The sequence below is a fragment of the Xanthomonas cissicola genome, from assembly GCF_008801575.1.
Classification (GTDB): Bacteria; Pseudomonadota; Gammaproteobacteria; order Xanthomonadales; family Xanthomonadaceae; genus Xanthomonas; species Xanthomonas cissicola.
Genome location: NZ_VZPL01000044.1, coordinates 1 through 15,299, shown reverse-complemented (window position 1 = coordinate 15,299; position 15,299 = coordinate 1). Strand labels below are relative to the sequence as shown.

General features: G+C 66.3%; 6 protein-coding genes and 6 pseudogenes. 9 read left to right on the top strand and 3 right to left on the bottom strand.

Going from position 1 to position 15,299, the window contains the following annotated elements; all coding sequences use genetic code 11:
• Positions 1–261: 261 nt before the first annotated feature.
• The 4 genes and pseudogenes from F7R02_RS16825 to xopQ all read left to right on the top strand — a co-directional run.
• Positions 262–2,622: pseudogene (locus F7R02_RS16825) on the top strand (AAA family ATPase); the annotation flags it as partial.
• Positions 2,623–2,747: 125 nt separating this feature from the next.
• Positions 2,748–2,846, top strand: a pseudogene (locus F7R02_RS16820) (HigA family addiction module antitoxin); the annotation flags it as partial.
• A gap of 309 nt (positions 2,847–3,155) precedes the next feature.
• Entirely contained in the window at positions 3,156–3,521 is a 366-nt protein-coding gene (locus F7R02_RS16815; protein ID WP_078591206.1) for a hypothetical protein, read from the top strand.
• Positions 3,522–3,797: 276 nt separating this feature from the next.
• Positions 3,798–5,193 (top strand): annotated as a pseudogene (gene xopQ, locus F7R02_RS16810) (type III secretion system effector XopQ).
• A gap of 102 nt (positions 5,194–5,295) precedes the next feature.
• On the opposite strand, the gene F7R02_RS26680 reads toward xopQ, so the two are convergent.
• From F7R02_RS26680 to F7R02_RS16795, 3 genes and pseudogenes are all read right to left on the bottom strand, one after another.
• On the bottom strand, positions 5,296–5,475 hold the full coding sequence (locus F7R02_RS26680; protein ID WP_003482327.1) for a hypothetical protein: 180 nt from the start codon (positions 5,473–5,475) through the stop codon (positions 5,296–5,298).
• 67 nt (positions 5,476–5,542) lie between these two features.
• Positions 5,543–7,467, bottom strand: a pseudogene (locus F7R02_RS16800) (M61 family metallopeptidase).
• A gap of 189 nt (positions 7,468–7,656) precedes the next feature.
• Positions 7,657–7,989, bottom strand: coding sequence for a hypothetical protein (locus tag F7R02_RS16795; RefSeq protein WP_003482333.1), 333 nt, complete (start codon positions 7,987–7,989; stop codon positions 7,657–7,659).
• A 596-nt stretch (positions 7,990–8,585) separates the two neighbouring features.
• On the opposite strand from F7R02_RS16795, the pseudogene F7R02_RS16790 reads away from it, so the two are divergent.
• From F7R02_RS16790 to F7R02_RS16775, 5 genes and pseudogenes are all read left to right on the top strand, one after another.
• Positions 8,586–8,765 (top strand): annotated as a pseudogene (locus F7R02_RS16790) (DUF1348 family protein); the annotation flags it as partial.
• A gap of 352 nt (positions 8,766–9,117) precedes the next feature.
• Positions 9,118–10,917: an allophanate hydrolase gene (atzF, locus tag F7R02_RS16785; protein ID WP_078591205.1), complete on the top strand. Its 1,800-nt coding sequence runs from the start codon at positions 9,118–9,120 to the stop codon at positions 10,915–10,917.
• Between the two features lie 83 nt (positions 10,918–11,000).
• Positions 11,001–12,836: pseudogene (locus tag F7R02_RS26940) on the top strand (ATP-binding protein); the annotation flags it as partial.
• A gap of 77 nt (positions 12,837–12,913) precedes the next feature.
• Positions 12,914–14,647: a carboxyltransferase domain-containing protein gene (locus tag F7R02_RS26935; protein ID WP_235857525.1), complete on the top strand. Its 1,734-nt coding sequence runs from the start codon at positions 12,914–12,916 to the stop codon at positions 14,645–14,647.
• 465 nt (positions 14,648–15,112) lie between these two features.
• Positions 15,113–15,299 (top strand): transposase (locus F7R02_RS16775; protein ID WP_151210039.1); only part of this gene is annotated, 187 nt, incomplete at its 3' end.

Sequence of the window (15,299 nt, the reverse complement as noted above, 5' to 3'; positions counted from 1 at the left end):
GCCAGTCGCATGGCTGGCCCGCGCCGCGTTCGCGTCTCTCAGCGATCGCGCCGAGCAGGCACCGCCCACGAGTGACTGGCGTCAACGCTGCTGCGCGCCCGCACCGCATGCCAGCGCACCGCACGCCAGCACAGGTGCGCGGAGCATGACGTGGCGCGGGCGTGCGTTCGCTGATGGAATGCCAACGCCATGACCCACCCAAACCTGCTCACCGCCCTCAACCAGAGCGGCGCCCTGCGCACCCTGGATCTTGCCTTCGCGCAAAGCCTGCAACGCCTGGAGCCGGACACCAACCCACAGGTGCTGGCCGGCGCCGCGCTCGCCTCGCTGGCGGTCACCAGCGGCCACGCCGGCCTGGACCCCGCCCGCGCCGCCATGCTGCTGGACGCGCGCGACGGCCCGCCGCCGACCTTCCCGGACCCCGCCGACTGGCAACGCAGCCTGGCCGCTTCGCGCTGGGTCGACCAACCGCAGCCCGAAGCCCCGGCCGCCGCCGATTGCCCACTCGTCCTCGAACGCGGCCTGCTCTACCTGCGCCGCTACCGCGAGTACGAACGCCGCCTGGCCCTGGGCCTGCAACGCATCGCCGCGCAACCGCCGCCGCCGGTCGACGCCGCCACGCTTGCGCCGCTGTTCGCGCAGTTGTTCCCGAACGCCACCCCAACCCCTCGCAGCGCGGACCGAACCCCTCTCCTCCCGGGAGAGGGGGCCCGAAGGACGGGTGAGGGCACGGGCCTGTCCGCGCCATCCCACACCCCCGACCGCCAGGCCCAGGCAGCGGCTCTCGCGCTACGCCGCGCGTTACTGCTGGTCACCGGCGGCCCCGGCACCGGCAAGACCACCACCATCGCCCGCCTGCTGCTATTGCGCATTGCGCAGGCACACGCATCCAACACCCCGGCCCCACGCATCGCCCTGGCCGCACCCACCGGCCGCGCCGCCGAGCGCATGGCCGAAAGCCTGCGCGCCGCCATCGCGCGTGCCATCGCCGGCGGTATCCGGCTCCCGGCCGCCGAGTCGTTCGCCACGTCATCGAAGAGCGTCGACCTCAGCACGTCCACGCATCCGACCAACGCCGCCGCACCCGACGCGTCCGCGTTGCTGTCCACCGGAGCAGGATTGGAACCGCCGCCGCATGCTGCCCAGGCAGCCCTGCAAACAGGCTCGCCGAAGCGACCGCAGCCGCATGCGCCCTCAGACCAGGGCGAGCCGCCCAGCTGGGAAGCGCTGCTACCCAGCGGTGCCAGCACCCTGCATCGTCTGCTCGGCGTCATCCCGGATTCCCCGCACTTCCGCCACGACGCCGACAACCCGCTGCCGTTCGACCTGATCGTCGTCGACGAAGCGTCCATGGTCGACCTGCCGCTGATGTGCAAACTGGTCCAAGCCGTCGCCGATGGCACCCAGCTGATCCTGCTTGGCGATGCCGACCAGCTGCCTTCGGTGGAAGCCGGCGACGTGCTGGCCGCCATCCTGCAGGCCGCCGGCCCGGGCGATGCCCTGCAGCCCGAAGACGCCCAGGCACTGCAACCGCTGCTCGGCAGCGCGCCCGTCGAGCGTCCGCCTGCGGTCGCCTCCGCCACCCGCAGCGGCGGCCTGGCCGGCCACCGCGTGCATCTGCTGCGCGGCTATCGCCAGGCGGAGGATTTCGCACTGGCTCCACTGGCCGACGCCATCCGCGCCGGCGATGCCGACACCGCGCTAGCCCTGCTGCGCAGCGGCGAACTGCCCGGCGTGCACTTCCACGAAGACGGCGAAGACCCGCTGGCCCTCGGCCGCGACGCGTTGCTCGCCCACTGGCGCGCGCTGGCCAACGCGCAAGACCCCGCCGCCGCACTGCGCGATGCCGGCCGCCTGCGCCTGCTCACCGCCGTGCGTGCCGGCCCGCACGGCGCACGCGGCCTCAACGCCCGCATCGAACAACTGCTGGCCGACACCGGCTCCGGCGCCCGCCGTCTGGGTGGCGCCTCGCCCTGGTTCCAGGGCCGCCTGCTGCTGATCACCGAAAACAGCTACCGCCACGGCCTGTTCAATGGCGATGTCGGTATCTGCCTGCGCAGCGACCCGGGCGCCTTGCCTGGCCGCAGCGACGCGGGCCCTTCCCTCGGCCAGGGCGAGGCAAGTGCCGCGACCGCGCGCGGTCACGCGGCACCGTCGTCAAGGCCGGGCCACGCTGGCGACAACGCACACCGCGACGCCCCCGCCGCCGACAGCCGTGCCCAAGGCCCCTTGGTCGCCTGGTTCGAAGGCGACGGCGACGGCCAGGTGCGCGGCTTCCACCCCGCCGCACTGCCCGCCCACGAAAGCGCCTTCGCCATGACCGTGCACAAGGCCCAAGGCAGCGAATTCGACGAGGTCTGGCTGCAACTGCCCACCCGCGATGCCCGCGTACTCAGCCGCGAACTGCTCTACACCGGCATCACCCGCGCCCGCCGCGCCCTGCACCTGGCCGGCAGCGAAGCGGTCATCCGTAGCGCACTGGCACGCCACGCCGCACGCATCTCGGGATTGGCATGGCGGTTGGGTGCGAAAGACGACAAGCCACAGCCGGTTCCAGCACTTACGCCAGCGCCACATCCACAGCCGCCGTCTGGTGCGCCGGTGCAAGGTGCGCTGTTCTGATCGAAACCAGTCGGTGCCGGCGCTTGTCCCGGCAACGATCAACTGCACAAGCGTAACGCGTTGCGTTATTTAACGCAGACCGTTACGGTTTTCACATGATCAGGAGCGTTATCGACAAGGAAGCCGAAAAGATCTGGCTGGGTCTGCAGGCCGATTACGAACTGGAACAGGCGCATCGCGCGCTGGGCGATTTGCCGGCACGAATCAAGCGGCTGGCGGCGTGATCCGGACCGCTTCCAGTAGATGCTGCTGACCAGGCAATCAGAGCAGACGATCCAATTTGATCTGCACGTTGCGCGTCGTCGCAGCAGTACTTGCGCGAACATCTAGCGATGACATACACGAACGAACCTGCGGAAAGGACCGCACCAATGGATCGGCGCCGGCGCAAGCGGATGGAGCGCTATTGGGCGCGAGCAGAAGCCAAGGCGCGCGCTGCCATCGATCGTTTGGATCCGGAGAGTTGGTTCGATCTATGGCATACGCACGTGGACTGGGACGGACGCGGCCATTGCTCATCCGAGAATCGGCGCATGGTGAACGCTGTCGCGGTGCGCGTGTTGTGCTATCTGGAGGCGCGCTTGGCGCATCGAGGAACATCGGTGCAGTTGTGGGCAGACCTCAGCCCCGACACGACCGACACCGGCATCTACGCGCACTCGGCCAACCCCAACGGCTCTGCGTTTCCTGCCACATTCCCCGACCTGGACTGGCAGCAGCCACTGCCTGTCGGCGTTGCTGCGGCGTTGCCGGCCACGCATCGCGCAGGCGCTGTGGGATGCCATGGCAGTGCCCGATATATCGTTCAGCGTCGGCCTGTGCCAAGCGAAGCACGCGAGCACGACGACCTCGGCATGGCGCGTGCGCTGCTCGCCAACACCGGCGTGGGCTTGAGTTGATGCGGCGGCGCGCCTGTCGGTGTCTCTTCGTCGCCGCACACAGGAATTCACCACGCCGGCATGGCGCTGTGCTGGACGTGGGTAACGTTGCGAGCCTGGCCGCCTGCTCGACCGCGTGATCGCGCCGCACGCCATTGCTGACGCCCACTGACGCACGCGTGAGCGCGAACGCGCGACTGTTTCGTGCAGCGTGCGCACGCATGAGCGTGAGCACCGGTTCTGTCGTGTTGCCGACAAGGGCTGCCAGCACCGCCGTTCACTGTCAGAGGTCCTTACATGCAGCCCACCGGAATCCGATCCACCGCCGGTTTGCCCAGCGCAGACATGACGGTTGACCTGCGCGATCCCCCACCCGTTGCCGTGCCGGCACATTCCCCCGCAGACGCCGCCGCGCCGCCGCCGGGCGCCTTGCAGACCATCATTGGCCGTCCTCCCCGCCCGGACGGACCACGGCACCGACGCACGCAGAGCTTGCCCGCGCGATTGACGCCTGCTCAGCGCAGCATGCTGTCAGAACTCGGCGTCGCCGACGCACCCGTGCTGACGCCCACCGAGGCGGCCGTACTGCGGGAGCTGCGCCTGCACCGGCCGCAGCTGCCGCTCGACACGCTGCTGTTCACCGACCCGAACAGGGACCCCGACGATGTCGTGACCTACACCATCGCCAAGCAGCTGCAGGTCGAAGGCTTTTTGCGTCTGACCGACGTCGTCGTCACCCTGGGAGATGCCGACATGCGATCGCAACGCGCGCAGCTGGCAAAGGGTGTCTTCGATCGCCTGGCATTGCCGGATGTTCGCGTCGCGCGCGGTCAGGACTATCCCATGACGTCCACGCAGGCCCGGGAGCATTCCAAGTTCCTCGCCGAGGGAGACGCGCTGCGTGCGGCGCCGGACGCCGTCCACACCGATGGCGTCCGTGCGATGCGCGAGCGTCTGGCGACCTCGCCCCACAAGCTCGGCATGGTGGTCATCGCCGGAATGACCGATGCCAGCGCCTTGCTCGCCGAGGCGGGCGATCTGGTGCGGGAAAAGGTCGCGTCCATCACCATCATGGGAGGCATCGACCCGGCCAGGGACGCCGATGGTTTCGTGCAACCGGATGCGCGCCCCTACAACAACGCCACCGACATCCACGCCGCCCGTGCGCTTTACCGGCGCGCGCAGCAACTCGGCATTCCTCTGCGCATCCTGACCAAGGAAGCTGCCTACAGGGCCGCCGTACCGCCCGCGTTCTACGAAGGCATCGCACGCAATGGCCACCCCGTGGGCGAGTACCTGCGCGATGTCCAGAAAAACGCCTTGAAAGGCCTGTGGGAAGGCATCCAGGCCAACCTGATCCGCGACCTGGATACGGCGTGGTTCTTCCGTACGTTTCGTCGCAGCACAACCGCAGGATCCAGCGGCAGCGGGTCAGCAAGGTTCCATGAGCTTCGACGCCATCTGGCCGCAGGTGACCAAGCTCAATCTCTACGATCCGCTGACCCTGCTGGCAGCGCTGCCCGGCACTGCGCGCCTGCTGTTCCAGCCAACCCCCATGCACCGCGAGGGCGCCAGCCCGGTGGAGCACGTGGGCCACGCCGAGGTTGTGCGTCCGGAAAAAGCCAGGCTGTTGCTGTCGGCGCTGGCCAAGGCCGCGCTCGCCCACGATGACGAGGAGCAACACGCGCGCTGAGCGCTCCGCAGCTTTCGCGGAGTGGCGCCGTCCGGCGTCCTCCGCGAAGCGCGAGGTGGGGCTTCCCCTCCAATTGCGTCTGCCTGCCAACAGGCCAGGCGCTTACTTGCCCCTCTTTTCCTGCTTGGCCGCGCGCTTTTCTTTCAGCGTCTTGGTCGGCTCTTTCTTCTGGTTCTTCTTCTGGTCCATCCCCTTGCTCATGACACCCTCGTGGTTGCTGGATTGAACGGTTGGGCAGCGCCGGACCCGGCGTGCCAGCGCACTGTAAGGCTTGTGCGCCATGGAAGGGCAGAGGGTCTGGCGCGGTGGAGTACGTGGCAACGGGTGGCGGCAGCCGGCGCCCATCGCCTCAGCGTGGCGCAAGCAGCCTGGCCAGGGTGTCGGGCCGGTTGGCCAGCCGCTCCAGCCGTGGATAGCGCAGTGGTCCGGAGTACTGGATCTGCACGTCCGCACGCTGCGCGTCCTGTGCGATGCCCAATACGATGGGGCGGCGTGCGGAGCCGCGCACCGCATCGCGCACCGCGTCCTGCGTGAACGGCGCTCCATTGACGGTCGACACGCGCGTGCCCGGCCGCAGCCCGGCCGCGAATGCGGGGCCGTTCCAGGCCACCGTGCGCACCATGCCGTCGGCGCGCACCGTCAATCCGATCGAGTAGGTGAGATCGGCAACGCCAGCTTCTTCTTCGCTGGCACCGAATGCCGCAGTCGGCGTGTCGGTGTAGACAAGCGACCAACCGTGTTGGGTCAGGCCGCGCGTGGTGTCCAGTTCGTCGTGGGCATCGATCCATCCGCGCAGGAAGCCTGCCCAGTCCGCTGGCGCCACCGCATGCAACGTGGCGCAGATGTCCTCGAACGTATAGGTACGCGTCGGCGCGTCCGGCGTAGCGCCGGCAAAGAAGCGCTGCGCGAAATCGTCGATGCTGCGCTTGCCCCCGCTGCGCGTGCGCAGTTCGGCATCCACCGCCAGCCACAGCATCACCCCTTCGGAGTAGTAATCGCGCCGGCGTTGCCAGTCGCGCCACGCCACCGGCTGGCGCAACATGAAAGCCGGGTAGTGCACGTCGTCGGACAAAGAGCGCCATGCCCGCCCGGGCCGCGCTGCGATCTCCGCTGCTTCCAGCGCCAGGCGGTCGCGCACCTCATCGGGCGTGAACTGGCGGGCACGCGTCGCCAGCACGCGGCCCCAGAACTCGGTCTGTCCTTCGTACATCCACAACAGACTTCCGGAAACCGGCACGTTCGGCGTCGGTGCCCATAAATCGGCAGGCGTCCGGTAAAAGCCGTTCCAGGCATGCACGATCTCGTGCGCAATCAGGTCGCGCGAGAGGATCTGGCCCGGCCAGTCCTGGAAATGCGACGACGCCAAACCGTTCTCGCTGGACGCGCGATGCTCGGTGCCGCCGGCCGACCCCTCGTCGCTCAGCCGCGCCAGGATGGCGTAGCGTGCAAACGGCGGCGGACCGAACACCGCGCCTAGCTGCGCAAGCAGCGAACGTAGTTCGGCCACACGTGCGGGCGGCACCTGCAGGTCGGCGGGCCGCTGCGCCACGATATCCAGCGACACCGCCCCGGTCAGCGGCAGCTGCGCGGCGTATCGGCCGGCGAGCACCGGCGCATCCAGCAGCGTTTCCAGCGATGTCGTCTTGAAGGCGTAGTGCGTACCGCCCGCGCGCTCCACGTCCAAGGCGCTGAACGGCCGCAGCCCGCCCGGCAGCGTCACCATGGCGGCCACCGGAATGTTCCTGGCATACCAACCGGCCGGTACAGCAGCAACCGCTGCCAGGGCACGGACACGATGTCGCGTGTCAGCAACTCGCCGCCGGCCAGCATCTGGAACCGCACCTCAATCTGCTGCGTACCGGCCGGCACTTCTACATGGAAGGCATGCGGCTCATAGCCATCGCGCCGCCATGGCAGGCGGTGCCCCGCTGCACTGACCTCCAGGCCGGCAAGATCGGTGACCGTCAGGCTGGGCCCGTGGCTGGCGGCCTCCCAACGTGGATACAGCAGCGTCACTGCGCCGCTGCCGTCTACCGGTATCTGCTGGTGCACAGTGAAGATGCGGCGCGCGACATCGGTGGCATCCACGTCCACGCGCATCACCCCGGCAAATGGGTGGTCCACCGGCGGCGCAACCGTCGGCGTCGGGGCAACGTACGTCGGGCCGTTACCGGTCTGCGCAGACCCCTGGCCAGCGAATAGGGCAAGCGCCACCGTCAAGACCGACGCACGCGCAAGGCGGAAATGGGGGATGTGTCTTGAATGGATGCGCATGCACGGCCTCGAACAAGGCCGTGATCCTATACGCCTGCAACACCATGCAGCCATCTCGAAAACAGCGTGCTGCTCCAGCTCGCTTCGGCGCACTCATCCGCATCGAAGGACGCACACACCTGCCCACCTGCCGAACGCCCGCGTGCGACTGTCAAGGTCTGCACGCGGGCGCCGGTGACAGCTGCGGCCTTATTTGGCCGGCACGCGCTCGTACTGCTCACCACCGGTATTGAGATGGCCGTTGCTCTCGTCGATGGCGAAGTTCACCGTCTCGCCATCGTTGGTGACCTGCAGCGCGCCGTCCTTGTAGACCGCCGGGTAGCTCTCGGTCTTGGGCTGGCGGCTGAAGAACTTCGGCGTGGTGCTGCGGACCATGAAGGTCTCGCCATTGCGCTCGATGTCCATCGTCTCGTCCTGCGACTGCAGGTTGACCCAGTGACCAACGAACTTCTCGCCTTCCACCTTGGCGCAACCGCTCATCAACAGTGCCGCGGCCAGCGCGGTGCCCATCCACTTCATCATCGTGCGTTCTCCAGTTGAGGCCGCAGCGAGGATGGCGGGTGGGGGATGTATGGGAGGTCAAGGAGCATTCGCCCAGCCTTCCGATGCAAGCGTTGATGAGGTTAGAAGAAGTCGCCCCGACTCTTGTTGACGTCCATTGTGCATCTGCTCCCGCGCCTTATCCGCCAAGGCCGAAAACGCATCACCTGCCGAGCTGTTGCCACAAGTTAGCGTCTCAGCGCTGCACGGTAGAGCGTTCGGCGTCGTGATCGACCGTTGGACTACATTCCAGGCGCTTACGACGACCGTCCGCTAGGCGGCTGGAGTGCTCGACATGGCCCAAACAGAAAAAGGCGGGAAAACCGCGGCCAGGGTTCAGTAACTAGCGCGCGACAGGTTCGGCGCCACGCTGAGGCAGATCGATCGGTTCTATGTATTGCTGCTATGCACGATCAGCCCACGAAGCAGGCGCTCCAGGTGCGCAACGTCGATGCCGCCGCAGACACCGCAAGAGATATCGCGCAGTTATTGCTAAAACAGGCCACCCGCTAGCGGCCTGACGCTCCGCCGCAATCTCAAACGACGATGTATCCACTTCGATTGGAGGCTATGCCATGTCAGGCAACTGGTTCCGCTCCTACGGCAACGAGAACTGGGAATTCGGCGCCGATGGCCTGATGGAGCGCCGCTTCTCGTGCATCAACGACATGCCGATCAAGGAAAGCGACCGCAAGTTCCACTGGCCGCTGGGCCGTCGCCCGGATGACCATCCGGGGCTGTCTGATCTGGGCATGTAAGGGGTCCAAGGAATGAGATGAAAGCCCTCGGCAGTGGTTCTGCACCGGTGCTTTTGTCTGGCTCCGGCCTACGTCTTTGGCACGCAAAGAGGAAGAGGCTGCAAGGCAAATAGGGTCAAGTTCACTCAGAAAATCAACCTGACCCCATTTCCGATAACTCAGGAGGATTCCCTTCGCAAAGAACGTCGCCACTTCTGGCAAAAAATCCCGTTCCTACGCTACCTGACGTATCTACGGGATTCGGAATGCGCGATTACATCAAGAATTCTCAGATGGATATTAGTTGCTGGAGTCGACCAGTCGCCGCGCATGCCGAGGAGCTTCCCGCGGTCATCCAACTTGTCGAGCGACCATGACCCACACCGCTTTTTGGACCTTGGCCGATTGGCAATCCGCGTATGCGCAGGGCGCCGCTCCTGCCGAACTGCTGTCTTGCCTCATCGCCGGCTTGCCGCAAGGTGATGTCGCCTGGATTTCCCGGCTCTCCCTGGACGGCCTGCAGTCCCGGCTTGCCGGACTTGCCCAACAACTGATGCAGGTTGGTGGCGACCTGTCTAAGCTGCCGCTCTATGGCGTGCCCTTCGCCGCGAAGGACAACATCGATGTCGCGGGGTTGCCCACGACCTGCGCCTGCCCGGAGTTCGCCTACCAGCCGACACACAACGCCGCCGTGATCGATCGGCTTGAAGCCGCTGGCGCGGTGGTCATCGGTAAGACCAACCTTGACCAGTTCGCCACCGGCCTGGTGGGCACGCGCTCGCCCTATGGCCCGGTGCCCAATGCCTTCAAAGCCGAGTACATCAGTGGTGGATCCAGCTCGGGCTCGGCCTCCGTGGTGGCTCGTGGTCTCGTGCCGTTTGCGCTGGGGACCGATACCGCCGGCTCCGGCCGCGTGCCGGCCGGCCACAACAACCTGGTAGGCCTGAAGCCTACACGCGGAATGGTCAGCAACCGCGGACTGGTGCCTGCCTGCCGCACGCTGGATTGCATCACGGTGCTGGCACTGAGCGTAGACGACGCCGATGCAGCGCTGCGCGCGATGGGCGGCTTCGATGCCTCCGATGCGTATTCGCGTCAGGCACCGGTCCGTCCTGCCAGCTGGCCCGCCAAGCCCGTGCTGGGCATTCCCGCCTCGCCCGACTGGTTTGGCGATATCCAGGCCGAGCGCGTCTACACCGATGCGCTGCGACGGTTGGAAACCATCGGCGTGGAACTGGAGCTGATCGACTTCGCGCCGCTGTTCGAGGTCGCTGCGCTGCTCTACGAAGGCCCCTGGGTGGGCGAACGCTACGCCGCCATTGAGGAGCTGATGAACGCCAAGCCAGAAGTCGTGCACCCGGTGGTGCGCGCCATCGTTCAAAAGGCGACGAACTTCAGCGCGGTGGACGCCTACAAGGCCGAGTACCGCCGCATGGCGCTGGCACGCAAGGCCGAAGCGCTGATGCAGGGCCTCGACGGCCTGCTGGTGCCCACCGCGCCCAGCATCTACACCATTGAGCAGTTGCTGGCCGAGCCGGTGACGATGAACGCGCGCATGGGCGTCTACACAAACTTCGTGAACCTACTCGACTTTAGCGCCATTGCGCTGCCGGCTGGCATGCGCGCCGATGGGTTGCCGGCAGGCATCACGCTGATCGCACCGGCTTGGCACGAGGCGCGGCTGATCGCGTTCGGCCGGCGCTGGCAGGCGACAGCGCCCTGGAAGCGCGGTGCTTCGCAGCAGGAGCTGCCACCGGTCGATGTGCCAGCCGCCCCAAGCCTCGATGGCCACGTCATCGTCGCGGTCGTCGGCGCGCACCTATCGGGCATGCCTCTGAACGGGCAGCTCAGCGAGCGCGGCGCCACGCTGCTGGAGAGCACGCACACCTCGGCGGCGTATCGCCTCTATGCCTTGCCCGGTACCGTGCCGCCCAAGCCGGGGATGCTGCGCACGGGCGAAGGCGCGCCCATCGCGGTCGAACTGTGGGCCATGCCGGTCGAGCGCTACGGCTCCTTCGTCGCCTTGATCCCATCGCCCTTGGGGATCGGCAGCCTGGATCTGATCGATGGCCGCACGGTCCAGGGTTTCATCTGCGAGTCCTGGGCCACGCGGGGGGCGGAGGACATCACCGCGCTAGGCGGTTGGCGTGCCTACGTGGCCCGGAAGAACTAGGCCATCGCGCCCGAACTTCACCTACCCATTCGCGGTGGGCTCCGGTCGGAGGCCAAACCGCTGCATCGCCCGGAGCACGCCATATGTTCAAGAAAATCCTCATCGCCAATCGTGGGGAGATCGCGGTGCGCATCGCGCGCACGCTCAAGAAGATGGGAGTGACGTCGGTCGCGGTGTATTCCGACGCTGACCATGACAGCCTGCACGTGAGCGTCGCCGACGAAGCTGTGGCGTTGAACAGCGGCGGCAGCAGCAGCGCCGCCGAAACCTATTTGCGTGGCGATCGCATCCTGGAGATTGCCCGGAAGACCGGTGCCGGGGCCGTCATCCCCGGTTATGGCTTTCTGTCCGAAAACACCACGTTCGCCGAGCAATGTGCGGAGGCCGGCGTCGTCTTCGTCGGTCCCACACCCGAGCAAGTGCGCCGCTTTGGCCTCAAGCACACCGCGCGCGCGATCGCCGAGGCCGCTGGCGTGCCGCTGACACCTGGCACCGGCCTGCTGCAAAGTCTGGACGATGCGAAAGTCGCTGCACAGCACATCGGGTATCCCGTCATGCTCAAGAGCACGGCCGGCGGCGGTGGCATCGGTCTCTCGCGCTGCGATAACGCAGCCGAACTGGCCACGGCCTACGATTCGGTACAGCGCCTTGGCCAGAACTTCTTCAAGGACAGCGGCGTCTTCATCGAAGGCTTCGTTGCCAATGCGCGCCATGTCGAAGTGCAGATCTTCGGCGACGGCAAGGGACGCGTTGTGGCGCTGGGCGAGCGCGACTGCTCGCTGCAGCGGCGGCACCAGAAGGTGGTCGAGGAAACGCCTGCGCCGCACCTGCCGGACGCGACCCGCGCCGCCTTGCTGGACGCCGCCGTGAAGCTGGGCGAAGCGGTGAACTATGTCTCGGCCGGCACGGTGGAATTCATCTATGACGCTGCGCGCGATGCCTTCTACTTTCTTGAGGTCAACACGCGCCTGCAGGTCGAGCATCCCATCACCGAGGCGGTCACCGGGCTGGATCTGGTGGAATGGATGGTACGCATTGCCGCTGGCGAGCCGCCATCCTTCGACGATCTGCCCACGCCGCGGGGCACTGCCATCGAAGTGCGCGTCTATGCCGAGAACCCCGTGCGCGGCTTTCAGCCTGCGCCCGGCATACTGACCGATGTTCAGTTCCCCGAAGACGTGCGCGTGGACACATGGGTGCAGACCGGCACCGAGGTGTCTGCCAACTACGACCCACTGATCGCCAAGGTCATCGCCTACGGGGCGCACCGCGAGGAAGCCCGCCAGAAGTTGCTGATGGCGCTGGAGCTGACGCGCCTGCACGGCAGCGCCACCAACCTGGACTACCTGCGCAGCATCCTGCAAAGCAGGGAATTTTCGGCCGGGACGGTGTCCACTTTGCTGCTGGACCGCTACGACTATGTCTCGCCCGTGGTCGAGGTGCTGGAATCGGGCACCTACACCACCGTGCAGGATTACCCCGGGCGTACCGGCTATTGGGACATCGGCGTGCCGCCCTCCGGACCGATGGACGACTACGCCTTTCGCCTGGCCAACCGCATCGTCGGCAACCACGAGAGCGCTGCCGGCCTGGAATGCACGCTGCAAGGGCCGACACTCAAGTTCCATGGCGATGCGGTGATCGCGCTCACCGGCGCGCCGGCACTGGCGACACTGGACGACGGTGAACCGCTGCCCTGGTGGAAGCCCATCGCGGTGCGCGCCAGCCAGGTGCTGCGCATCGCCAAGGCCAGCAGCGGTTGCCGCAGCTACATCGCGATCCGGCGTGGCATCGATGTGCCTGAGTACCTGGGCAGCAAATCCACCTTCGTGCTCGGCCAGTTCGGCGGCCATGCCGGGCGCACGCTGCGCGTGGGCGACGTGCTGCCCATCAGCCGGCCCGAGCCGGCGGTCTGCACCACGCCAGCGCCGGCCTGCGTGCCGGCCACGCCACCGCACGAACTGGTCCCAGCTATGGCAAACACTGGGACATCGGCGTGCTGTACGGCCCGCACGGCGCGCCGGACTTCTTCAGCGAAGACAGCATCGCCCGCTTTTTCACGACCGACTACCAGGTGCACTACAACTCCAACCGCCTGGGCGTGCGGCTGGTGGGTCCCAAGCCCAAGTGGACGCGCAGCGACGGCGGCGAGGCCGGGCTGCACCCATCGAATGTGCACGACTGCGTGTATGCCATCGGCAGCATCAACTTCACCGGCGATACGCCGGTGATCCTGACCTGCGATGGCCCCAGCCTGGGCGGCTTCGTGTGCCCGGCGACCATCGTCAAGGCCGAGCTCTGGAAGGTGGGTCAGGTCAAGCCGGGCGACACCATCCGCTTCAGGCGCATGGGCTTCGATGAAGCCCTGGCACTGGAGCAGGCGCAGGACGAGGCCATCCGCCTGCTGCGCCCGCTGCCGGACCTGTCAGCGCGGGATCTTCCCGCTGCACCGGCGACGGTCTCGGAATGCGTGCTGGCCGAGCTGCCTGCCGAAGGCCAACGCCCGGCCGTGGCCTACCGGCAGGCTGGAGACAAGTACATCCTGCTCGAATACGGCCCCAACGTGCTGGACCTGCGGCTGCGCCTGCGCGTCCATCTGCTCATGGAAGCGCTCAAGGCCGCGAAGCTGGACGGCGTGCATGAGCTTTCGCCCGGCGTGCGCTCTGTGCAAATTCACTACGACAGCCGCGTCATCGCGCAGTCGGTGCTGGTCGAACGCCTGATCGCCTTGGAAACGCAATTGCCCGGCGTGGAGGGTCTTCAGGTCCCGAGCCGCATCGTGCATCTCCCCATGGCCTTCGAGGATTCGGCCACGCTGGGTGCAGTCACACGCTACATCGAGACGGTGAAGGCCGACGCCCCCTGGCTGCCCAACAACGTGGACTTCATCCAGCGCATTAATGGCCTGAGCCGCCGCGAGGATGTTCGCACGACGGTTTTTGAAGCCAGTTACATGGTGATGGGCCTGGGCGACGTTTACCTGGGCGCGCCCTGTGCCGTGCCCCTGGACCCGCGCCATCGGCTGCTCACGTCCAAGTACAACCCGGCACGCACCTTCACGGCTGAAGGCACGGTGGGCATTGGCGGCGTGTACATGTGCATCTATGGCATGGACTCGCCCGGCGGCTACCAGCTCGTGGGCCGTACGGTGCCAATCTGGAATAAGTTCCTGAGAAACCGCCAGTTCGGCGCGGAGCCCTGGCTGCTGCGCTTCTTCGACCGGGTGCGCTTCTATCCAGTGACAGAGGTTGAACTGGATCAGTTCCGGGCCGACTTCCGTGCCGGCCGCACGCACATCAAAGTCGAAGATGCCGTGTTTGATCTGGCCGAGCACGAGCGGCTGTTAGCTCAAGACGCAAGCAGTATCGAAGCATTCCGGGAGCGGCAGCAGACCGCCTATGCCACTGAAGTGGCGCTGTGGCAGAACGACCCCAAGGTCGAGGCGGTGGAGGATGCCGAGGAGGCAGTCATGCAGGCTGTCGACGGAAGCGCGGTGGTGGCCGACATGTGGGGCAATGTGTGGAAGGTTCTTGTCGACGTCGGGCAGGAAGTCCAGATCGGCGAACCGCTGGTGATCCTGGAAGCCATGAAGATGGAGTTCCAGGTAGCCGCAAGTCAGGCAGGAACGATCGCGGCCTTGCATTGCAAGGCGGGCAAGCCTGTCGCCGCGGGAGACGCGTTGGTGGTGATTCGACCGCACCCTGTGGCTGCGACTGTGACTTACGCGTGATGGGGATGCGCCGCGGTCGGTATGCCTGTGACGTCGCCACCAGCGGGAAGCGCCAGTGCTCCCTGGTGGAGAGCTTCTTCGGCCAGCCCGAACGCGAGAGGATCGGGCGACGCTTCTATTGCCCAAGGGCGCCGTACGCGCAGAGGTGCTCGATTACATCGCAATGTTCAACACTCCCGACGCTACCCAGGTTCAATTGGCGACCTGTTTCCTGAGAGTTTGAACGGCGCTACGCGCAATGAGGGTGGTGCGTACCTGTGGAACCCTGCGCGTATCAATGAAGAAACGGAGTCAGGTTCACTAAAAAGTCAACCTGACTCCGTTTCTCCGGTCTCGCTCGGGCCCGCGTCATTGGCATGCAGGGGAGGCTGCAAGGAAATAGGGTCAAGTTCACTCAGAAAGTCAACCTGACCCCGTTATTAGGGCCTGTTAACACTAATGGCCCGAGCGATTAAACTATTGGGCATGGAGATCACGCCAGCACAATTTTCTCTGATCGAACACTGCCTGCCGGCGCAGCGCGGCAATGTCAGCATGACCAACCTGCAAGTGGTCAACGCCATCCTTTACGTTGCCGAGCATGGCTGCAAATGGCGCGGCCTACCCAAGCGCTTTGGCAACTGGCATACGGTCTACACACGCATGAACCGTT

Excerpts from the sequence above, each read along its gene's own strand:
- F7R02_RS16815 (WP_078591206.1), top strand. The coding sequence starts at position 3,156 with ATGGTGAACGCTGTCGCGGTGCGCGTGTTGTGCTATCTGGAGGCGCGC.
- F7R02_RS26680 (WP_003482327.1), bottom strand. The coding sequence starts at position 5,475 with ATGGCGCACAAGCCTTACAGTGCGCTGGCACGCCGGGTCCGGCGCTGC.
- F7R02_RS16795 (WP_003482333.1), bottom strand. The coding sequence starts at position 7,989 with ATGATGAAGTGGATGGGCACCGCGCTGGCCGCGGCACTGTTGATGAGC.
- atzF (WP_078591205.1), top strand. The coding sequence starts at position 9,118 with ATGACCCACACCGCTTTTTGGACCTTGGCCGATTGGCAATCCGCGTAT.